This is a genomic window from Paenibacillus sp. NPDC101420, from assembly GCF_050277435.1.
In the GTDB taxonomy this organism is placed as follows: Bacteria; Bacillota; Bacilli; order Paenibacillales; family Paenibacillaceae; genus Paenibacillus_AQ.
In genome coordinates this window covers 46,970-65,528 of record NZ_JBNNSE010000010.1, presented here as the reverse complement: position 1 = coordinate 65,528, position 18,559 = coordinate 46,970, and the positions used below count along the sequence as shown (strand labels likewise).

The 18,559-nt window shown below is 43.9% G+C and carries 16 protein-coding genes; 12 read left to right on the top strand and 4 right to left on the bottom strand.

Translation table 11 applies throughout. The annotated features are described in order from the left end of the window. Positions 1–125 precede the first annotated feature (125 nt). The 7 genes from ACQKMP_RS27895 to mtaB all read left to right on the top strand — a co-directional run bounded on the left by ACQKMP_RS27895 (position 126) and on the right by mtaB (position 7,295). A complete protein-coding gene (locus ACQKMP_RS27895) occupies positions 126–686 on the top strand; it encodes an RNA polymerase sigma factor (RefSeq protein ID WP_076299677.1) in 561 nt (186 codons plus the stop codon). Then, entirely contained in the window at positions 646–2,322 is a 1,677-nt protein-coding gene (locus ACQKMP_RS27890; protein ID WP_427472151.1) for a DUF4179 domain-containing protein, read from the top strand. Before ACQKMP_RS27895 ends, ACQKMP_RS27890 begins: the two co-directional genes overlap by 41 nt. A gap of 136 nt (positions 2,323–2,458) precedes the next feature. Beyond that, entirely contained in the window at positions 2,459–3,037 is a 579-nt protein-coding gene (locus ACQKMP_RS27885; protein WP_042190988.1) for a DNA-3-methyladenine glycosylase I, read from the top strand. A gap of 126 nt (positions 3,038–3,163) precedes the next feature. Further along, the gene (gene prmA, locus ACQKMP_RS27880; protein ID WP_427472150.1) at positions 3,164–4,243 is read left to right on the top strand and encodes a 50S ribosomal protein L11 methyltransferase; all 1,080 of its coding nucleotides are present in this window, start codon (positions 3,164–3,166) and stop codon (positions 4,241–4,243) included. Next, entirely contained in the window at positions 4,222–4,905 is a 684-nt protein-coding gene (locus ACQKMP_RS27875; protein WP_042190984.1) for a site-2 protease family protein, read from the top strand. The genes prmA and ACQKMP_RS27875 overlap by 22 nt, the downstream gene beginning before the upstream one ends. Before the next feature lie 278 nt (positions 4,906–5,183). Further along, on the top strand, positions 5,184–5,948 hold the full coding sequence (locus ACQKMP_RS27870) for an RsmE family RNA methyltransferase (RefSeq protein WP_042190982.1): 765 nt from the start codon (positions 5,184–5,186) through the stop codon (positions 5,946–5,948). 3 nt (positions 5,949–5,951) lie between these two features. After that, the gene (mtaB, locus tag ACQKMP_RS27865; RefSeq protein ID WP_379424563.1) at positions 5,952–7,295 is read left to right on the top strand and encodes a tRNA (N(6)-L-threonylcarbamoyladenosine(37)-C(2))-methylthiotransferase MtaB; all 1,344 of its coding nucleotides are present in this window, start codon (positions 5,952–5,954) and stop codon (positions 7,293–7,295) included. Between the two features lie 716 nt (positions 7,296–8,011). On the opposite strand, the gene ACQKMP_RS27860 is transcribed toward mtaB, so the two are convergent. Both ACQKMP_RS27860 and ACQKMP_RS27855 read right to left on the bottom strand, forming a co-directional pair. Next, positions 8,012–8,338: an AzlD domain-containing protein gene (locus ACQKMP_RS27860; RefSeq protein WP_379424562.1), complete on the bottom strand. Its 327-nt coding sequence runs from the start codon at positions 8,336–8,338 to the stop codon at positions 8,012–8,014. After that, on the bottom strand, positions 8,329–9,063 hold the full coding sequence (locus ACQKMP_RS27855; protein ID WP_427472220.1) for an AzlC family ABC transporter permease: 735 nt from the start codon (positions 9,061–9,063) through the stop codon (positions 8,329–8,331). Before ACQKMP_RS27855 ends, ACQKMP_RS27860 begins: the two co-directional genes overlap by 10 nt. A gap of 211 nt (positions 9,064–9,274) precedes the next feature. Here ACQKMP_RS27855 and ACQKMP_RS27850 point away from each other — a divergent pair, with 211 nt between their 5' ends. The 4 genes from ACQKMP_RS27850 (at position 9,275) to ACQKMP_RS27835 (ending at position 14,866) form a co-directional block, all read left to right on the top strand. Then, a complete protein-coding gene (locus tag ACQKMP_RS27850; RefSeq protein ID WP_427472147.1) occupies positions 9,275–11,503 on the top strand; it encodes a hypothetical protein in 2,229 nt (742 codons plus the stop codon). A gap of 158 nt (positions 11,504–11,661) precedes the next feature. Continuing rightward, positions 11,662–12,222 carry an ECF-type riboflavin transporter substrate-binding protein gene (locus tag ACQKMP_RS27845; RefSeq protein ID WP_042190972.1) on the top strand — a complete coding sequence of 187 codons (561 nt, stop codon included), beginning with the start codon at positions 11,662–11,664 and terminating at the stop codon, positions 12,220–12,222. Positions 12,223–12,332: 110 nt separating this feature from the next. Then, positions 12,333–14,039, top strand: a complete 1,707-nt coding sequence (locus tag ACQKMP_RS27840; protein ID WP_427472145.1) for an ABC transporter ATP-binding protein — start codon at positions 12,333–12,335, stop codon at positions 14,037–14,039. Then, a complete protein-coding gene (locus tag ACQKMP_RS27835; RefSeq protein ID WP_339243205.1) occupies positions 14,036–14,866 on the top strand; it encodes an energy-coupling factor transporter transmembrane component T in 831 nt (276 codons plus the stop codon). The genes ACQKMP_RS27840 and ACQKMP_RS27835 overlap by 4 nt, the downstream gene beginning before the upstream one ends. A 52-nt stretch (positions 14,867–14,918) precedes the next feature. Here ACQKMP_RS27835 and ACQKMP_RS27830 read toward each other — a convergent pair whose 3' ends face one another. After that, positions 14,919–15,905 carry a Na/Pi cotransporter family protein gene (locus tag ACQKMP_RS27830; RefSeq protein ID WP_427472143.1) on the bottom strand — a complete coding sequence of 329 codons (987 nt, stop codon included), beginning with the start codon at positions 15,903–15,905 and terminating at the stop codon, positions 14,919–14,921. A gap of 99 nt (positions 15,906–16,004) precedes the next feature. On the opposite strand from ACQKMP_RS27830, the gene ACQKMP_RS27825 reads away from it, so the two are divergent. Continuing rightward, positions 16,005–17,429, top strand: coding sequence for a class I SAM-dependent rRNA methyltransferase (locus ACQKMP_RS27825; RefSeq protein ID WP_339266606.1), 1,425 nt, complete (start codon positions 16,005–16,007; stop codon positions 17,427–17,429). 357 nt (positions 17,430–17,786) lie between these two features. On the opposite strand, the gene ACQKMP_RS27820 is transcribed toward ACQKMP_RS27825, so the two are convergent. Further along, positions 17,787–18,461, bottom strand: coding sequence for a DUF4097 family beta strand repeat-containing protein (locus ACQKMP_RS27820; RefSeq protein ID WP_427472141.1), 675 nt, complete (start codon positions 18,459–18,461; stop codon positions 17,787–17,789). Between the last annotated feature and the right edge of the window lie 98 nt (positions 18,462–18,559).

Below are 18,559 nucleotides of genomic sequence, written 5' to 3'. Positions count from 1 at the left end.
GCGAGTTTAATTGTTATCTTTCATCTGTTATTACTAGCATCTATAGTTTATGCTCAGAAAAACGAACCTTTTCCAGAGATTGGTTGTCATATAGATATCACGGATAAGAAAGGAGGGAGAAAGATTTGGAGACTAATCGGGAATTATTCGAAGCCTACAACAAGGATGTATATCGGACCTGCTACTATATGGTGCATGACGCGGCGGATGCGGAGGACTTGACGCAGGATGTGTTCATTACCGTATTTCACACGAATCGTGAGAACGTAGAGCATTTGAAGGCTTGGATTATGAAAATAACGGTCAACCATTGCCTGAATCATTTGAAACGGAAGCGTACTTTACAGCAAAAAATATCAGACAATCTTTATTTATTTAAGAAGTCTCCTGAAATCCCTGTAGAACGATTGATTGAGCAGCGGGAGACGACAATGGAATGGGCGAAATATTTGAGCCAGTTGCCAGTCAAACTTCGGATGGTGATTACGCTTAGGTACATGCATGATTTCAGCTTGGCTGAAGTATCAGACCTGCTATCCATCCCGCTCGGGACGACCAAATCAAGGCTGCATAAAGGGCTAAAGGTATTGCGGAGAATTTTGCTGGAGGCTGGGGTTCAAATTGAACGGAAAGAGGGCGAATCTTATGAAAAAGTTGGAGAATATGCTGGAGCATCAGTTAAATGAGGGTCAAAGTGTAACATATCCTGATTTTGAAAGCATGTGGGAGAGAATTGAACATAAAAATACAACATCTTTTCACGCTCGGATGAGCAGTGGTAGCCAGAAACAGGGGAGAAACTGGAGCAAAATAGCACTTGTTTCATCGTTTTCATTACTTCTAGCGGCGGCGCCAGTATATGCGGCAGTTCATTATAATTGGGATACAATGCTCCGTGAAAAAGGTGGTATTCAGGCGGCACTGGCACAAAACCTCGGTCAAAAGCTGGATCAATCGGTGACAAAGGACGGAGTGACGCTAAAGCTACATACCGCCATTGTGGATGAGAATCGAACGGTCATCTTATTCACATTGGATGTTGGACAACGACAGGACAGTGAAACTTGGCGTGTGACTGAGATGACCCTGAAAGGTACTGAGGGGGGAAAAAGTTCTGGAGAGTATAATTATCTGAACTGGGACGAAAAGAACCAAATTTATAACGGTTATTTCGAAAGTGAATGGACACCAGAGAAGGACACCGTGAATGTTCAGCTAGTTACAAATGATATTCAGGCTTTTAGTGAACAATCGTTAGATTTGCCGCTGGATATTCACTCGACGGAGACACAGAGCTTCCCTATTGGACAGGAGGGGATGCGCAGCATAGAGGTGAAGCCATTTACCCAAGGTCAAGAGAAAATGTTATTCTCTTCAGCGATCATTTTTGATCAGCCAGAAGCAAAAGAATGGGCCTATCCAAATATTGTCGGTTACAAAAATGGAACGCTCATAAATTCGCTGCCTGGAGGTACTTTCGGTACACCAGGAGAAAAAGGGGAGTATACAGCGCAGCAATACTTTAAGGCGGAGGATGTTTCCGGTGGTCAAACGACTTATAAGCTGCAATATATGAAGAAAGAAAAAGATGTTAATGGACCACTTTCATTCGATCTTCAATTAAGTAAAAAGCAGATGGAGAGCGGGACGATAAAAACCAGTCTAAATCTGCCGCTCGAGGCAGGTGAGACTGATTACACGCTGGAGAATATGGTTGTGTCGCCTACTCAAATTCGAGTCACAGTTAGAAGTAAGGATATAGACAATGGCTTCCCTTATAAAAAGTATGCTCTTGAAGTAGCAGGCAAGACGCTTGAGGGGAATTTATGGAGATCTCCAGAGGGTGAGCCGGAGCTGACAGTGCTTCGTTTCGAACGGCCAGTCGATCTTGAAATTACGAAAGAGACTCCGATTACCTTTGTAGCTAAATATAAGGTGACTCAGCATGGCAGCTATAAAATTACCAAAAATAATGATGACAAAATACCGCTTCTTTTAACGAACATTTCTCAAAAGAAACAGACGATTATCCAGCAACTCAACGGGTATCCGGTGAAGTGGACATACTATATGCAAGGATCCGATCTTTATGTAGAAACTGGAAGTGAAGATGCTCGCTTCGGTGGAATTAACCAGACACATATTGGGTTGGGTAAGGAGCGCATCCTAGGTAAACCGCTAACCGTCAATTTCGCGGGGGATGGAAACAACAAGGCCATTGATGTGTATAAGGATTTTAAAGGTACAGAAGCTACTATCTATATGTTCTACTATACAACTGATGATCCGGATAAAGAAACGAGAGTGCAGATCCGGTTATAAGAGTTAGAAGAAGCATAATTAAAGGAAATAGAATAACTTTTTTAGGGGATGAACCTTGTGTTCTTCCCTTTTTTTCGTTTACAGTGAGTAGACGTTGTAAAGGTTTAGCTATGAATAATTAAAGGGGGAGGAAATGATGGAAGTCACTCGCTGTGCTTGGGTCAATGATGATCCTCTATATATTGCCTATCATGATGAAGAGTGGGGAAAGCCTCTGTATGGTGACCAAAAGCTGTTTGAATTGCTTATGCTGGAAGGGATGCAGGCAGGGCTGAGCTGGTACACGGTACTAAAAAAACGGGCGCGTTTCAGAGAGGTATTTGACGGATTTGATCCGAATAAGATTGTCCATTATGATGAAGCCAAAATGGCAGAGCTAATGAGTGATCCAGGGATTATTAGAAATCGATTGAAAATTGATGCTATCATTCGTAATGCGGGTGTGTATTTGCAAATTTGCGAGGAATATGGCAGCTTTGCAGAGTATCTCTGGAGCTTTGTCGGAGGTGTGCCAACTATTAATCATTGGAAGACTCGTGCAGATGTACCTGCTTCGACGGCTCAGTCTGATGAGATGAGTAAGGCATTAAAGAAGAAAGGCATGAAGTTTGTGGGTACTACAATATGCTATGCTTTTATGCAGGCATCGGGGATGGTGGATGATCATTCGCTCAACTGCTTTTGTAGGCGTAAAGAGGACGTCGCAGGTCGTTGAGCTGTAGTTTGGCGTTACACCAATAAGAAATGTTATACTATGAAGCGAATGCTTTCGAAGCGAGTTTTGCACGAAGTAAACCAATGAAGCAAATGCTCACAAAACTTTTAGGAGGATTACATAAAGATGTTATGGCATGAAGTGACGATACATACAACAGAAGAAGCACAGGAAATGATTTCGAATTTTTTATATGAAGCTGGTGCGGGTGGGGTTTCTATCGAGGAATCCGGCACACTGAATAAAGAACGGGATACACGTTACGGTGAATTGTACGACCAACCTTTGAATGATATTCCTGAAGGGGAAGCGGTCATAAAAGGGTATTATGCCGATTCCACAGATATGGATGCTGTTATAGAAGAATTGACTCCACGGGTAGCCGAATTGCATGAGTACGGGATTGATCCAGGCAAAGCGTTGATTTCTTGGAAGACTGTGGATGAAGACGAATGGGCGCATGCTTGGAAGCAATATTTCAAACCGCTACGCGTATCCAAACGTCTTACCATTAAACCAACCTGGGAGGAATATACGCCTGAGAGTCCAGATGAAGCCATCATTGAGATCGACCCTGGCATGGCATTTGGTACTGGGACTCACCCTACAACAGCTTTGTGTCTCCGTGCACTTGAAAAGAATATTAGCGGCGGTGAAGAAGTTATCGATGTCGGCACCGGTTCAGGAATTCTGGCTGTAGGTGCGATGCTGCTAGGTGCAAAATCCGTATTGGCCTTAGATTTAGATCCGGTGGCTGTGGAAAGTGCACGGGAGAATGTAGCCCTTAACAAGCTTGAATCATCCATAACGGTAAAAGAGAGCGATCTTCTATCGCTGCTGGGCGGGGAAGGCGTAGCTGATACAGCGGCTGGAGAGATGTGGCCATCCGCTAGACCTGGTCACTCACTAGAAGGAGCCGTTCCTGCTAAGCAAGAGCAAGAAGGCAGCCTTGGCGTGACATTGCCTGTACAAATTGTAGTTGCGAATATTTTGGCGGAAATCATCGTATTGTTTACGGATGATGTGTACCGCGCGCTTCAGCCTGGAGGCCTCTACATTACCTCAGGTATATATAAAGATAAAGAAGGACTTGTAGCGAACGCGCTAAAAGCGTCTGGTTTTGAGATTATTGAAATATCCCGTGAGGAAGATTGGGTGGCGTTTACAGCCGGAAAGAGGTATAGATGGATATATTACAAAATATAATTCGAGTAGATTTAGATCAGCTTCCTTTCCTGCTCATTACAATTTTAATTGCTTTTACAGTACATGAATTCAGTCATGCATATTTCGCGAATAAGTTCGGTGACCCAACAGCAAGATTACTTGGCCGCATGACGCTTAATCCTGCTGTTCATTTCGATTTCTTTGGTATTTTGCTGCTGCTAGTTGCTGGCTTCGGTTGGGCACGTCCGGTTCCGGTAAACCGCGATAACTTTAGTCGTCCTCGTCTCATGGGAGTCATCGTGTCGGCTGCGGGACCAATCAGTAACCTGCTCTTAGGAATTATTGGTGCTATAATATACGGTGCACTTGCGGCAACTGGAGTTCTAGATAATATCTCGAATGATCGCATGCTCGAGGCTGTATACTTATTCTTTGGCACCTTCATTCAATGGAACTTCTTTCTGTTTCTGTTCAATCTTATTCCGCTGCCGCCACTGGATGGCTATCGGATTGTGGAAGATATCGCCCCACGTTCGATCCGCGGCAAATTACAGCAATTTGAACAATGGGCTGTATTTCTCTTTTTATTGATTCTGTTTATTCCTGGGCTACGGACGTATACGATTGATCCGCTCGCAGGCTGGGCTAGTGAAATGTCGAGAACATTTGTACAGTTGTCTCTAAGAATTTTTGGCAGCTAAGGCAAGGGATGAAGTCTGTTCAACCTTTGTCAAACATTGTATTATGTAATTTGATCAAAATTTGATAGTTAATTTTCGTCTGACCGAACCTTATATTTCTTGAAGAAACGGGTGATGTCCTTATAAGGGCGACTAAGCCGTTTCTTCAAATATAAGAAAGTATAAGTACCACTCTATACTTTATGACTTATATTTTTCGATTAAACGCTTACCGTCCTTATAAGGACGCTGAAGGCGTTTATATTTGTTACTGAATTTATGAACAGGATGATGATGAGATGCAGCGATATTTCGTTACACCGGAGCAGTTTGGTGCGGATACCGTGAGAATTGATGGGGAAGACGCCCGTCATATCGCTAAAGTGATGCGTGGTAAGGCAGGGGACAAGCTTATTGTTAGCGATGGTGTTTCCCGTGAGGCATTAGTAGAGATTGCGCAGATTGAAATTGGGGAAGTCACTGTGAACATTTTGGAGTCCCTGGAGATGACGCATGAACCTCGAATTAAAATTACAGTCGCTCAGAGCTTGCCTAAAGCCGATAAGATGGAAACTGTCATTCAGAAGTGTACAGAGATTGGTGCTGTAGGCTTTGTTCCTTTTCTGTCAGAACGCACAATAGTGCAATACGACGAGCGTAAAGAAAGCAAACGACTGGATCGCTGGCGTAAAATTTGTAAGGAAGCTGCCGAACAGGCTCATCGGAACATCGTTCCGTCTGTAGGGTCACCGTTGTCCTGGAAGCAGCTTTTGCAGACTTTTAGTGAGTATGATGCTGTTTATTTCTGTTATGAAAAAGAGGAAGGCTTACAGCTTCGAAGCAGCGTCGCTCCATGGTTAGCATCGCTTTCGCCGCAGTCTGGCGGGAAAGTTATGGTTGTGGTAGGTCCTGAAGGAGGTTTTACTCCGGAGGAATGCCTCAAGGCAGAAGAAGCCGGGGCAGTATCCGTAGGACTAGGACGGCGAATTCTGCGCTGTGAGACAGCGGGCATGGTTGCCGCTGCTTGTATATTATATGAATCTGGAGAAATGGGAGGAGCTTAAGAGATGCCATCCGTAGCGTTTTATACTTTAGGTTGTAAAGTGAATTTCTATGATACCGAAGCCATTTGGCAGCTATTTAAAAATGAAGGTTACGAGCAGGTTGATTTCGAGGGTCCCGCCGATGTATATCTGATTAATACTTGTACAGTAACTAACACAGGTGACAAAAAAAGCCGTCAAATGATCCGACGCGCCGTGCGCCGTAATCCAGAGGCCATCGTAGCCGTAACAGGCTGCTATGCACAGACCTCTCCTGGGGAGATTCTAGATATTCCTGGAGTTGACCTTGTCATCGGTAACCAGGACCGCGATCAGATCATGACACATGTGAAGAATATTGAAGCCTCACGTCAGCCGGTCAATGCTGTGCGTAATATTATGAAGACACGTGAGTTCGAAGAGATGGATGTGCCAGGCTTTGCGGATCGGACGCGTGCTTTTATGAAGATTCAGGATGGTTGTAACAACTTCTGCACCTTCTGCATCATTCCATGGTCGCGTGGACTTTCTCGCAGTCGTGATCCCAAAAGCATCGTAGCTCAAGCGCATCAATTGGTAGGAGCAGGGTATAAGGAGTTTGTACTAACGGGTATTCATACCGGAGGTTACGGTGATGATCTTGATAATTACCGTCTTTCCGATTTACTGTGGGATCTAGATAAGGTAGATGGTCTGGAACGGGTGCGTATCAGTTCTATTGAAGCTAGTCAGATTGATGAGAAGCTGCTTGAGGTGCTGAATCGTTCCTCCAAAATGTGCCGTCATCTGCATATTCCGTTACAAGCCGGTCATAATGATGTGCTGAAAGCGATGCGCCGTAAATATACGACAGAAGAGTATTACGCCAAAATGCAATTGATCCGCCAGGCGATGCCAGATGTCGGGATTACCACTGACGTTATCGTTGGATTCCCGGGTGAGACCGATGAGATGTTCCGTTCCGGATACGATTTCATGAAGGCTGTAAATTACTCGGAGATGCATGTATTCCCGTATTCCAAGCGGACAGGTACTCCTGCAGCGCGGATGGAGAATCAGATCGATGAGGAGATCAAAAATGTACGCGTGCAGGAGCTGATTGATCTATCCGAAGAAATGCAATTAGCATATGCCCGTAAGTTTGTAGGACAGACGCTTAGTGTGATTCCGGAAAGATCCGCTAAAGGAGCTCCGGGCCGCAATATCCAGCATGGATTCAGCGACAACTATTTGCAGGTCTTCTTTGATGGAGAGGATTCACTTCAAGGAGAACTTTGTGAGGTGAAGATCACCGAAGCTGGTGTGAACGAATGCCGAGGCGAATTGGTCGGGGTTAGTCAGAGCGGTCTTAAGCTGGCTGTTCGTTAAGGAATAGACGTTAGTTAAAAGACAGCAAAGGAGCAAATCTCCCGTTAATGGAGAATTGCTCCTTTGTGTGTTTGGCGTTAGCTGAGAAATGCAACCGCATAGCAGAGGAATAGCTGCTACATGGGAGAGGTATAGCTCTCTCCTAATCTTGCGGTTTTCTATGGAGATACCAGCATACTTTCGGACTCCAGGGACAATATTCTTGGAAAAGTGGTACATATATTAGCAGTGATTTTGTAAAGAAGCCCAAAACAACGCCCATATCGCCCAGAAGGCGCGAAACGTGAGAAAGAGGGGTATAAATCCCCCAGATATCGCCCGAAAGGCGCGAAAGGTGAGAAAGAGGGGTATAAATCCCCCAGATATCGCCCGGAAGGCGCGAAAGGTGAAAAAGAGGGGTATAAATCCCCCAGATATCGCCCGAAAGGCGCGAAAAGTGAAAAAGAGGGGTATAAATCCCCCGATATCGCTGAGAAGGTGGTGCGGAGCGCCTGAAAGAGAAGCTCTCGCTTGCAATCACTATAAATGACTTGTACTATGTCATCTTTTTAACTCTTTTATGGACGAAACTGGCCTGATGAATCCTGATCGTTACGTAGAAATAATGCAGCTATTCCTGATAATGAATTCTTACGAGTAGCGCCAAGAAGTGGTCAGATAAGAGACGGGGGACCAGCAGCCACAGTAACTCATTGCTTTTGGGGTCCCCTGCATGATCAAAAAAACATCCGCAGGATCATGATCGAAACAATCCCAACCAGTACAGTTCCTAGCAAACTCCGGGTCTTTATAGCGATCCAAAAAGTAGGGATTGCCGCAAAAAGCTCAACGTTATTAGCTATAGGTGGGAATTTTCCATCATTTAAGAGGATCTCCTGACCTATTAGTGCCGCCATAACAGAGATAGGAACATAATTTAACCAGCGCATTCCCCATTCAGGCAATTCGAATCGGCTTAGAATCATTAATGGAGCCACCCTTGGAATGAAGGTTACCAAAGCCGCCCCTAGAATAATCAAAAATACATCCCATCTTACTTCCATTTTTCAAGCACCATCCCTACTGTTGACGCAATGACCGTTGCAATAATGACACCCACACTACCGGAGAATACGAAGGAGCTAGCTACAGCGATGATTACTGCTAGGATTGCGACAACTAAATCAAGTTTTATTTTATTACGATCAATCATGGAAATAACAAGGATGCCAATGAACATGGCAGGTAAAGCAAACTGTAGACCGAATTGATCTGGATCAGAAATCCACTGTGCCAAAAAAGCTCCTGCTATATTCGCAATAAACCAATTTAAATAGGCAGTGAGATTAAGGCCATGCATCCATTTTTCACTAATTTGTTGCTTATTCACCGTTTGATTAATAGCAACTCCAAAGGTCTCATCTGTCAGCAGGGTTCCAACCAGCATGTTTCTCAGTGGGGTAAGATGCCGGAAATAAGGTGACAGAGCTGCACTAAGCAAAATATGACGAAGATTCACGATAAATATCGTAACGATAATAGCAACAGGCGAGCTGCTTACAGCTATCATTCCAGCAGCTATAAACTGTGCTGAACCGGCATAAAGCATCAGACTGATCAAGGCAATCTCAGCAATGCTCAGCCCGGCGGTCTTTTGAACAACACCTGCTGCAAGTCCAATGCTCAAATAACCGAGTAGTGTAGGAATGCAATCTTTTACCCCTTTAAGGAAGCTATCCTCCTCTTTTGGAGTAGGGATTGTCTCTAGTTGAAAGTTCTCTAAACTCATCATAGCCCCCTTGGTTCAAAAAAAGAATGTAGTAGCTAGCATATTACTTCCTAATATATTGATCAACCTATCACCTGATTATCTAGTCTGAAAGTCCTGAATTTGGCTTTATGGAGTTATAGGGTAAACACTTGGTGTACAATTGTCGATATAAGTAAAAGAGTGTGGGGATAAACCACCAAACGACATTATAACCTAAGGGAGAGAACAAATGACTGTGTACAGGAAAATGACGAAAATGCTCCTCATCATGATATTGTTAGCTACTGCGGTTTTTCCGGTAAGTGTCTTTGCAGCTGCCGGCGATATCAACTCGATTGAGTTTGAAAGCTCAGCCAAAGTGCAGCTTACGGTTGGACAAACGCCAAAGCAACTGAAGGTATATGCGAATGTGGAAGGGTCCTCCTCCAAAAGAGATGTGACCGGTGCAGTGGTATGGAATTCTTCTAACACTAACGCTGTAAAAGTAGTAAATGGCTTATTGACTCCAATAGATAGCGGAAAGGCTATTATTACAGCTACTTATAATCATGCACTCGCTACTATAGAAGTAGAGGTTTCACATCCGATCAAAGAATTGAAGCTCGAATATAGCTCCGAAGGGAACTATAAATTGGGTGACGAAGAGGATAAACTGTTGGTCAAAGCCAATGCGATTGGTGGCGAAACAGCGACTTCTGCCAAGGATGTAACGGCTGATACCACTTGGAGCAGCTCCAATACAAGCGTATTGACGATTGCAGAAGGTAAAATCACATTGGCGGGTGAAGGTACTTCAACCATTACTGCCAAATACAAGGATCTAACAGCAACCTTTAAAGCTGTAGTCAAATTGCCTTATTCTGAAATTGAGCTTAAAAATGATAAGGGCATCGTAATTAAGGAAATTGAAATGCTCGTTGGCGATAATCCGGTGAAAGTAGCTGCCTTTACCAAAGAGACTACAAAGACGACCGCAAATGATATTTCAGAGAAAGCGGAATGGTCTTCTTCTAATACAAGTGTCGCTACTGTAGACAAGGGAGAAATTAAAGTACTGTCCGCAGGAAAAGCTGTAATTACAGTATCTTATCTGGGGATTACACAAACTGTGGATGTATATGTACGAGCTCCTTACGAGGCGTTATTGCTTACTCCATCAGGCGATCAATTCTTGTTTATGGGTGAGAGCTTGAACGTTAAAGCAGAAGTTAGAGATGCTGCGAATTCCACTCCGAATGTATCCAATAGTGCAGTATGGAGTTCGGACAACCAACTCGCGGCGACGGTTACTGCGGGTACTGATGCTGCAGCGATCACCGCAAAAGCAGTGGGAACATCGGTTATTAAAGCAGAGTACAGAGGGATTAGTAAAAGCTTTAAGTTGACGGTATACCCTACGATTACTGAGTTGGAAGCTGATAAAAAGGAACTGGACATGTACACAGAGGATTCCGTTAGTTTGCCAAAGGTCAACGGAACCAAGCTAGATGGAACGAAGCTGGATCTTAGTCAAGAAATCGAGTGGACTTCTGCCAACGATGAGATCGCCACCATCAAAGATGGCAAGCTCGTTGCTGAAAAGGCTGGTACTGTTAATATTGTCGGCAAAATAAAATCAGAGAATCCTACCTCCTCCAAAGCGGCTATCCGGGAAAAAAGTGTTGTAGTAAGTGTTACAGTTAAAGATAAGGTTCATATCCTGCTCGGACCAGAGGAAAACGTTGTGGTTGTTACTGGTGAAGAGAAGGCTGTTCCTGAAGTCAAAGCTGTGATGGAAAATGGGAATGAACTCGATGCTACAGGTACTATGGAATGGGAGATTACCGGTACGAATGCAATTATCAAGACAACCTCTTCCGGCAAGGTAATCAAAGGGCTGGTGAAGGGTTCTGCCACTTTAAAGGGAACCTACGCTAATAAGACTATTAGTATCCCGGTTACTATTGAACAAAAGGTTACTAAAATTGTTGTAGAACCGAATGCGATTGAATTGAATATTAAAGGTTCTAAATCCATAAAGGTAACGGCTTACTACTCTAATGGTAAGACGGGGAATATCTCCAGCAGCATGAATTGGGAGTCCTCGAATGAAGCAGTTGCCACGGTTAAAAGTACATCTGTTAAAGCCATAACAGAAGGAACTGCGACGTTATCAGGTTCTTACCAAGGGCTCGCTGCTAGTGTCAAAATTAATGTAGTTCCTAAGCTAATGAAGTTGACTGTCAACGAGAATAGACTGAAGATGGCTCCGGGAGCTGTTCAGAATGCAGTTGTGATTGCGCAGTATGATACGGGGAAGACCGCTATTGTTACGGGAAGTGCGGCGTGGACTAGCTCTAAGCCTTCTGTAGCTAGAGTATCTGCTAGCGGCCAGATTGTAGCTGTGAGCAAAGGAACGGCATCCATTAAAGGAAAGATTGGCACCAAGACAGTGACGGTAACCGTTACTGTGAAATAGATAAAGCAAATCACATAATAACTCTATAAGTGGTCTGGGTCTGCAAAGCCAACATTAATGTTGCTTTGCAGATTTTTTTATTTTAATCTATATTAATTCCGACTATTCCGATGTATAATTACACAAAATAAAAGAGAAGCGTTGGGGGAGATGAAAATATGGCAAAACAAAAGGTGTTATCGATTAAGACGATTGTTGCGATTGGTATCGGTTCTGCTTTATTCGTTATTTTGGGCAGGTTCGGTTCGATTCCATCCGGAATTCCAAACACTAACATTGAGACTACATACGCTTTACTGGCATTGTTTGCACTGTTGTACGGTCCGTTTGCCGGATTACTCATTGGCCTGATCGGACATACACTGAAGGATGCGATTTTTTATGGTTCCCCTTGGTTCAGTTGGGTGATCGCTTCTGGAATTGTTGGGCTCGTTGTTGGTCTGCTTGTGGCTAGAATTGGGATTCATGACGGGGAATTCGGACGAAAGGAACTGATTCGTTTTAATCTGGCCCAGATTGTAGCAAACGCAATCGCCTGGTTCTTAGTAGCACCTGTACTGGATATTCTAATCTATGCAGAACCAGCGAATAAAGTATTCACACAAGGACTTATCGCCGGAGCATCCAATATAGTCACTGTAGCAGTGATTGGCTCACTACTCGCAATTGCATATGCAAAGACAAGAACGAAGCAAGGCAGCTTGACCAGAGAAGCCTGAGTAGCATATAATCCAAACCAAAAGCCGGTGGAGATCACCGGCTTTTTTATGGCTGTAAAACATATAATGGAAGTGAAATTCTTCAAACGAAGCTAAGAGGAAGGTCAAGGATGAAAAAAGCAGTGATTGAATTTAAGGATTTTAGTTTTCAATATCGAGCACAGCAGGAGCCTACACTCATAGATATCAACTTAACGATTGCCGAAGGGGAGAAGGTACTTATTGTGGGACCCTCTGGTTCTGGAAAAAGTACGCTGGCTCATTGTATAAACGGACTCATCCCTTTTGCCTATAAAGGTGAAATGTCTGGGTCATTGCGAATTATGGGTCTGGAGCAGAAAGAACTTAGTATTGCAGCATTGTCGGATCAGGTAGGGACTGTACTACAAGACCCGGATGGACAATTTGTTGGATTAACAGTTGGAGAGGATATCGCCTTCAGTCTGGAGAATCACGCGGTTCAACAGGCCGAAATGATAGAAAAGGTAGTGGCTGCGGCAACAGCCGTGGATATCCACGAATATTTAGGAGCGTCACCTCAGGAATTGTCAGGTGGTCAGAAGCAGAAAACAACCTTAGCTGGTGTTCTGGTTGGTAATGTGGACATCCTGTTGTTTGATGAGCCTTTGGCAAACTTAGATCCATATACCGGCACAAAAGCGATTGAGCTTATTGACCGAGTGCAAAAAGAGACCGGTAAAACGGTTATTATTATCGAGCACAGGCTCGAGGAAGTACTTCACCGTGCGGTGGACCGCATTATTGTGATCCATGACGGACGCATTGCGGCGGATATGCCAGCAACTGAGCTATTAAGCACTCGCTTACTTTCAGAAGTAGGCATTCGGGAACCTCTCTATTTAACGGCTTTAAAGTATGCAGGATGTACGATTGCATCAGATATGAATCCACAGCATATAGATGAAATTCGGCTGGACTCTTGCTCCAGCAAGCTTGAGTACTGGTATGATAATAATAATTCGCAGCAGGATAAACGTGAGAGTCTACCTATCCTTGAGTTACATGATGTTTCATTCGGTTATGAGAAGAGCAGACCAGTACTTCATAAACTTAACCTTCTTATTCATAAAGGAGAAATGGTCTGTATAGCTGGGAGAAATGGTGCTGGGAAATCCACGGTATCTAAGCTTATCTGTGGCTTTTATAAGCCCACTTCCGGTTCGATATTGATGAACGGAAGGGATATTGCCAAGGATACGATTAAGGAGCGGGCAGAGCGGATCGGTTTCGTGATGCAGAATCCTAATCATATGATTTCTAAGACGCTTTTATATGATGAGGTTGCGCTAGGCCTTAAATTACGAGGGGTGTCCGAGGAGATTATTTGTGAGCGAGTGCATCATGTTTTGAAAATATGCGGTCTATACGCTTTTCGTAGCTGGCCCATCTCTGCGCTCAGCTACGGTCAGAAGAAACGTGTGACTATTGCTTCTATTATGATCCTGGAGCCGGAAGTGATCATATTAGATGAGCCGACTGCAGCACAGGATTATAGGCACTACAACGAAATGATGGAATTTCTTTTGACGCTTCGGGAACAGGGAATGACGGTCATTATGATTACGCATGATATGCATCTTATGTTGGAGTATGCCGATAGAGCTGTAGTGTTGTCTGATGGTGTTAAGCTTGCTGATGATAGCCCTGAACGAGTATTAACCAATATAGAAGTAGTGAGGAATGCTAATTTGAAAGAGACCTCACTATTTACATTGGCTATGAGGGTCCAATTGGATCAGCCAGAAGAGTTCGTAAGAAGATTTATTGCATACGACAGGAGGAGCCGGGGCGGATGAAGGCCACAATGTTAACTTTTACGAAGCAAGATTCACCTATTCACCGTCTTACAGGCGCTACTAAGCTGATTTTATTTATAGTGTGGTCTGTGACAGGGATGATTACATATGATACAAGATGTCTAATAGTGATGTTATTATTTAGTTTGATTGCCTTTAGAGTCTCTAAAGTTCAATTTCAGGATTATGCTTTCGTATTATATTTTATCCTGATCTTCTTTGTGCTTAATCATATAGCTATCTTTATTTTTTCTCCTTTGGAAGGTGTAAAGGTTTACGGTTCACGTCATGATATTGTTCATCTTGTAGGTCGGTATACCGTTACATATGAGCAGCTATTCTACCAATTAAATATTGCCCTTAAGTATGCAGTAGTCATTCCCATGGCACTGTTGTTCCTTCTAACGACAAATCCTAGTGAATTCGCAGCGTCTTTAAACCGGATTGGTGTGAATTATAAAATTGCATATTCTGTATCGCTTGCGCTGCGGTACATTCCGGATATCCAAAGAGATTATGAGAATATATCATTCTCTGCTCAGGCACGGGGAATAGACATCTCTCGAAAAGAAAAGCTGCCTAAGCGGCTTAAAAATATCATTTCGATTCTAATGCCCTTGATTCTGACTAGCATTGAGCGAATTGAGAATATTAGTACGGCTATGGAGTTACGTGGCTTCGGAACTAATAGAAAACGGACTTGGTACAGCAGTCGTCCGTTCTCAAGAAATGACTATATTGCTTTAATCTTATTCGCTCTGATCGCAACATCTTCGACGGTAATCACTTTTTACGATGGATCGCGGTTTTATAATATTTTCGATTGAAGTATAATAGTACAGTTGTGGAAAGTTTGGGATCAGGCGTTACAGTATATTGTTACGATTGAAGACGTTTCTCCAGTCTTGACCATACAGGCAGGTAACATAATGGCAGTGCGATTAGCGAGCATACTACGTTAAAAATAGTCTGTGCATGGGCGATTTGTGAGGCGGCTCCTCCGCCAATCCATGCAGCAGTTGCTTGTAGGGGCCCAATAAGAGGTAGGAACAGTAGCGCACCGCTTACATTGAGGACAACATGCGACCAAGCGACAAAGACGCCGGAAGACGAGCCGCCGATGGAAGCGATGACTGCCGTGACGCAGGTACCGACGTTGGCACCGAGCACGATGGCTATGCCGAGCTCTGGTGGCATGGCACCCGAGGCAGCAATGCCCATGGCCATGGCGATAACTGCTGCGCTGCTATGTAACAGGGCAGTTAAGCAGGCACCAGCGGCGAGTCCCCATAGGGCACTTGTGGTAGCATGATTCAGGAACCAAAGGAATAGGCCACTCTCCTGAAGCGTCCCGCCAATGGACTGCATGACTGCGATTCCCCATAGGACTAGGGCGAATCCTGATACAGCCAGGCTGATGAATTGCATCGGCTCTGATATTTTCCGGCATAGTGCTGCTGCCCGTGATGTATGCGGTAACTCGCCAGCTATAACCGCTGCGGCCCACAGACTCAGTGAGGCAGCCAGCAGTGGCGATGCCATGGAATTGATCTGAAGTCCGATTAACTCTGTGGTCAAAGTGGTGCCGATGTTGCTGCCTAGGATAATGCCAAGTGTACGAGCATAGGTGAGCAGGCCGGCATTCACCATACCGATCGTTAGCACAGTTACAGCCGTGCTGCTCTGAAGCAGGGCTGACAGTACACTGCTTGCGATCAAGCCTTTGATAGGTGTAGAGGTTGCCTTATTCAGGCTTGTAGTTAACAGTGGCCCTGCAAGCTTGGACAACGCTGTTTCCATTAGCTTCATGCCAGCCAGAAAAATGACAAGACCATATATAATAGGGAAAAGCAGATCACGGAACATTGGGCATACTCCTTTGGACGAGGGTTGTACACCAATATATGAAAGTAACGTGTAGGACATGTATAAAATCATTTTTAGAGAAACAGGGAGTTGAAGTCATTGGCATCGGTTATTTTAGAACGCAATCGCAAAAAAAGATTAGAACAGGGCCATCCATGGGTCTACGCAGGTGAAGTTGCATCAGTTGAAGGAAACCCAGAAGCAGGGGGATTAGTAGATGTCCTAAATCATCAAGGCCGGTTTTTGGCCGTGGGCTATTACAATCCAGCATCGCAAATCCGGGTGAGAATTGTATCGCAGGGACCACTGGCGATCATGGATACAGCTTTTTTCGTAGAACGGTTTACGAATTGTCTGCAACATAGAGAACGTTTCCTCCCTGGGGCAGATGCATATCGTTTGGTTTATGGTGAGGCGGACTTTTTGCCAGGGCTTATTGTGGATCGGTTCGGAGATATTTTGGTTGTACAACTCCTTACACTCGGAATGGACAAGCGCCGTACAGAGATTGTTGAAGCACTTGTACAGGTTATGGCACCGCGTGGTATTTATGAACGCAGTGATGTTAGCGTGCGCGAACTGGAAGGGATGGAGCAGACTACAGGTGTGCTGTACGGGGAATGCCCACGTCATGTTACCGTAAGTGAGAATGGCCTTAAGCTGGTAGTAGATATCGAAGAGGGCCAAAAGACAGGCTACTTCTTTGATCAGCGTGAGAATAGAGCATCCATTGCCCCACTCATGAAGGGCTGGGGTGGACGAAGTGGCATTACGCTGCAAGAAATCGAAACAGAAGATGGCTCGTTACAAACTTTGCCGGTAAACAAGAGTGGTAAACACGTAACTTTCCCTTATTGGGATGGTGCTACAGTGCTGGAATGTTTCTCGCACACAGGTAGCTTCACTCTGCATGCTTGCAAGTATGGTGCGAAAAAAGTAACCTGCCTTGACGTTTCCGCTCATGCTATAGAGAGTGCCAAGGTCAATGTGGAGCTGAATGGCTTTAGTGATCGAGTGGAATTTGTAGTGGATGATGCTTTTGCCTACCTGCGCAATCAGGTAAAAGGTCTGGAGGAACGTTCGGAGCGGGCGACGATTGCAAGCGGAACGGAATCAACAGTAGCGTCTACAAATGCTAAATCCGGAGGCAAAACAACCAAAACAGATACCTCCAAGCCGATGACAGCAGGTGGAGGTAAAACTTGGGATGTAGTTATCCTAGACCCTCCAGCGTTTGCGAAAACTAAAAGTGCAGTAGCAGGTGCTTGCCGTGGTTACAAGGATATCAATCTACACGGCATGAAGCTGGTGAACGAAGGCGGATATTTGGTTACTGCAAGTTGTTCTTACCACATGCAGCCGGATCTATTCCTTGAGACGATTGCCGACGCAGCTAAAGATGCAGGTAAAGTATTGAGACTTGTGGAATGGCGTGCCGCAGGCAAAGACCATCCGCAGATTCTAGGCGTTAACGAAGGACACTATCTGAAGTTTGCGATTTTTGAAGTGCGGAGTAAGAAATAAGCTGGCTGTTCATATATAGGCAATGGATTTTAATCCGTAAAAGGAGTCTTCGATCGAGGCCTCTTTTTACGGATTTTTTGCTATGTTCTAAGAAGAGTAGGATTCGGGATTAACAAGGTATGTCCGCTTAGTCCGATAAGTTGCCAAAACAGCACGAAATTCATGAATAGCGACTCCTGAGTCCGAATGTAATCCAGAAAGTATAAGCCGCTGTTTTCCATTACAAGACGGATATTTTATCGGTTATAGGCCGGTAGAATAGTCGAAAGGGTACGACCAGAAGTTTCAAAAGTGAAACAGGGGTTATCCCTTTCAATATTGTATCTGACTTCATACGATCCAATATTTAACTACTGGCTACTCAGAAAATTGTATGGTAATTTCGCCGTTATTTGTATAAGCAGATAATTTTTTCGAACCATTCTCTTTATTGGCAGGCAAATTGCTATCTCCTTTCTTTACCTTGCTTAAGATCGCGAAATCATCATATGACCCTGAAATTGAACCGCTAATATTTCCGTTTTTTGTTTCAAGGGTTATAGCCGTCCCTACATTCAATTTGTCCAGTTGGATATTTCCGTTATTTATGTTTACTTCCACTGTCCCTAAAAACACGATTGTTGGTAATACAATACTTTCATTTGATGTTTTTAAAGTCAAATTTTTTAAAGTTGCATCAGGTATCGATACCTGAATAGTTCTGGTTACTTGCGAACCTTTTCCTCCGATATAGTCGTTCCATTCCTTATTACTGTCACTTACCATTGACAGTTTTTTATCGTCAGATAGATCAATCTTGTAAAAATCTTTCTCACTTTCATAGTAAACAATATGAATTTGTTCATCTTTAGATTGGAGGATATTTATTTTTTTGTCCTTTACATCAATTGTTAAGGTATCAATCTTTTGGGCAGGTATGGTGTAATTTTTTTCCTCCATGGAAGTGGAGTCGGAGGAACATCCTGCTAATGATATCAATAGTGTCACCAATATGCCTATAGTAGTTAGTAATTTTTTTGCAGTACTTTTCATTATAAAACGCTCCTTCGTTAAATCACTTTTCTTTTAAAATATTGCCAGTCCTACGAATGCCAATCTTAAGCTGCTATGCAGACAAATTCCGATATGCA

Excerpts from the sequence above, each read along its gene's own strand:
- ACQKMP_RS27890 (WP_427472151.1), top strand. The coding sequence starts at position 646 with ATGAAAAAGTTGGAGAATATGCTGGAGCATCAGTTAAATGAGGGTCAA.
- ACQKMP_RS27885 (WP_042190988.1), top strand. The coding sequence starts at position 2,459 with ATGGAAGTCACTCGCTGTGCTTGGGTCAATGATGATCCTCTATATATT.
- prmA (WP_427472150.1), top strand. The coding sequence starts at position 3,164 with ATGTTATGGCATGAAGTGACGATACATACAACAGAAGAAGCACAGGAA.
- ACQKMP_RS27875 (WP_042190984.1), top strand. The coding sequence starts at position 4,222 with ATGGATATATTACAAAATATAATTCGAGTAGATTTAGATCAGCTTCCT.
- ACQKMP_RS27870 (WP_042190982.1), top strand. The coding sequence starts at position 5,184 with ATGCAGCGATATTTCGTTACACCGGAGCAGTTTGGTGCGGATACCGTG.
- mtaB (WP_379424563.1), top strand. The coding sequence starts at position 5,952 with ATGCCATCCGTAGCGTTTTATACTTTAGGTTGTAAAGTGAATTTCTAT.
- ACQKMP_RS27860 (WP_379424562.1), bottom strand. The coding sequence starts at position 8,338 with ATGGAAGTAAGATGGGATGTATTTTTGATTATTCTAGGGGCGGCTTTG.
- ACQKMP_RS27855 (WP_427472220.1), bottom strand. The coding sequence starts at position 9,063 with ATGAGTTTAGAGAACTTTCAACTAGAGACAATCCCTACTCCAAAAGAG.
- ACQKMP_RS27850 (WP_427472147.1), top strand. The coding sequence starts at position 9,275 with ATGACTGTGTACAGGAAAATGACGAAAATGCTCCTCATCATGATATTG.
- ACQKMP_RS27845 (WP_042190972.1), top strand. The coding sequence starts at position 11,662 with ATGGCAAAACAAAAGGTGTTATCGATTAAGACGATTGTTGCGATTGGT.
- ACQKMP_RS27840 (WP_427472145.1), top strand. The coding sequence starts at position 12,333 with ATGAAAAAAGCAGTGATTGAATTTAAGGATTTTAGTTTTCAATATCGA.
- ACQKMP_RS27835 (WP_339243205.1), top strand. The coding sequence starts at position 14,036 with ATGAAGGCCACAATGTTAACTTTTACGAAGCAAGATTCACCTATTCAC.
- ACQKMP_RS27830 (WP_427472143.1), bottom strand. The coding sequence starts at position 15,905 with ATGTTCCGTGATCTGCTTTTCCCTATTATATATGGTCTTGTCATTTTT.
- ACQKMP_RS27820 (WP_427472141.1), bottom strand. The coding sequence starts at position 18,461 with ATGAAAAGTACTGCAAAAAAATTACTAACTACTATAGGCATATTGGTG.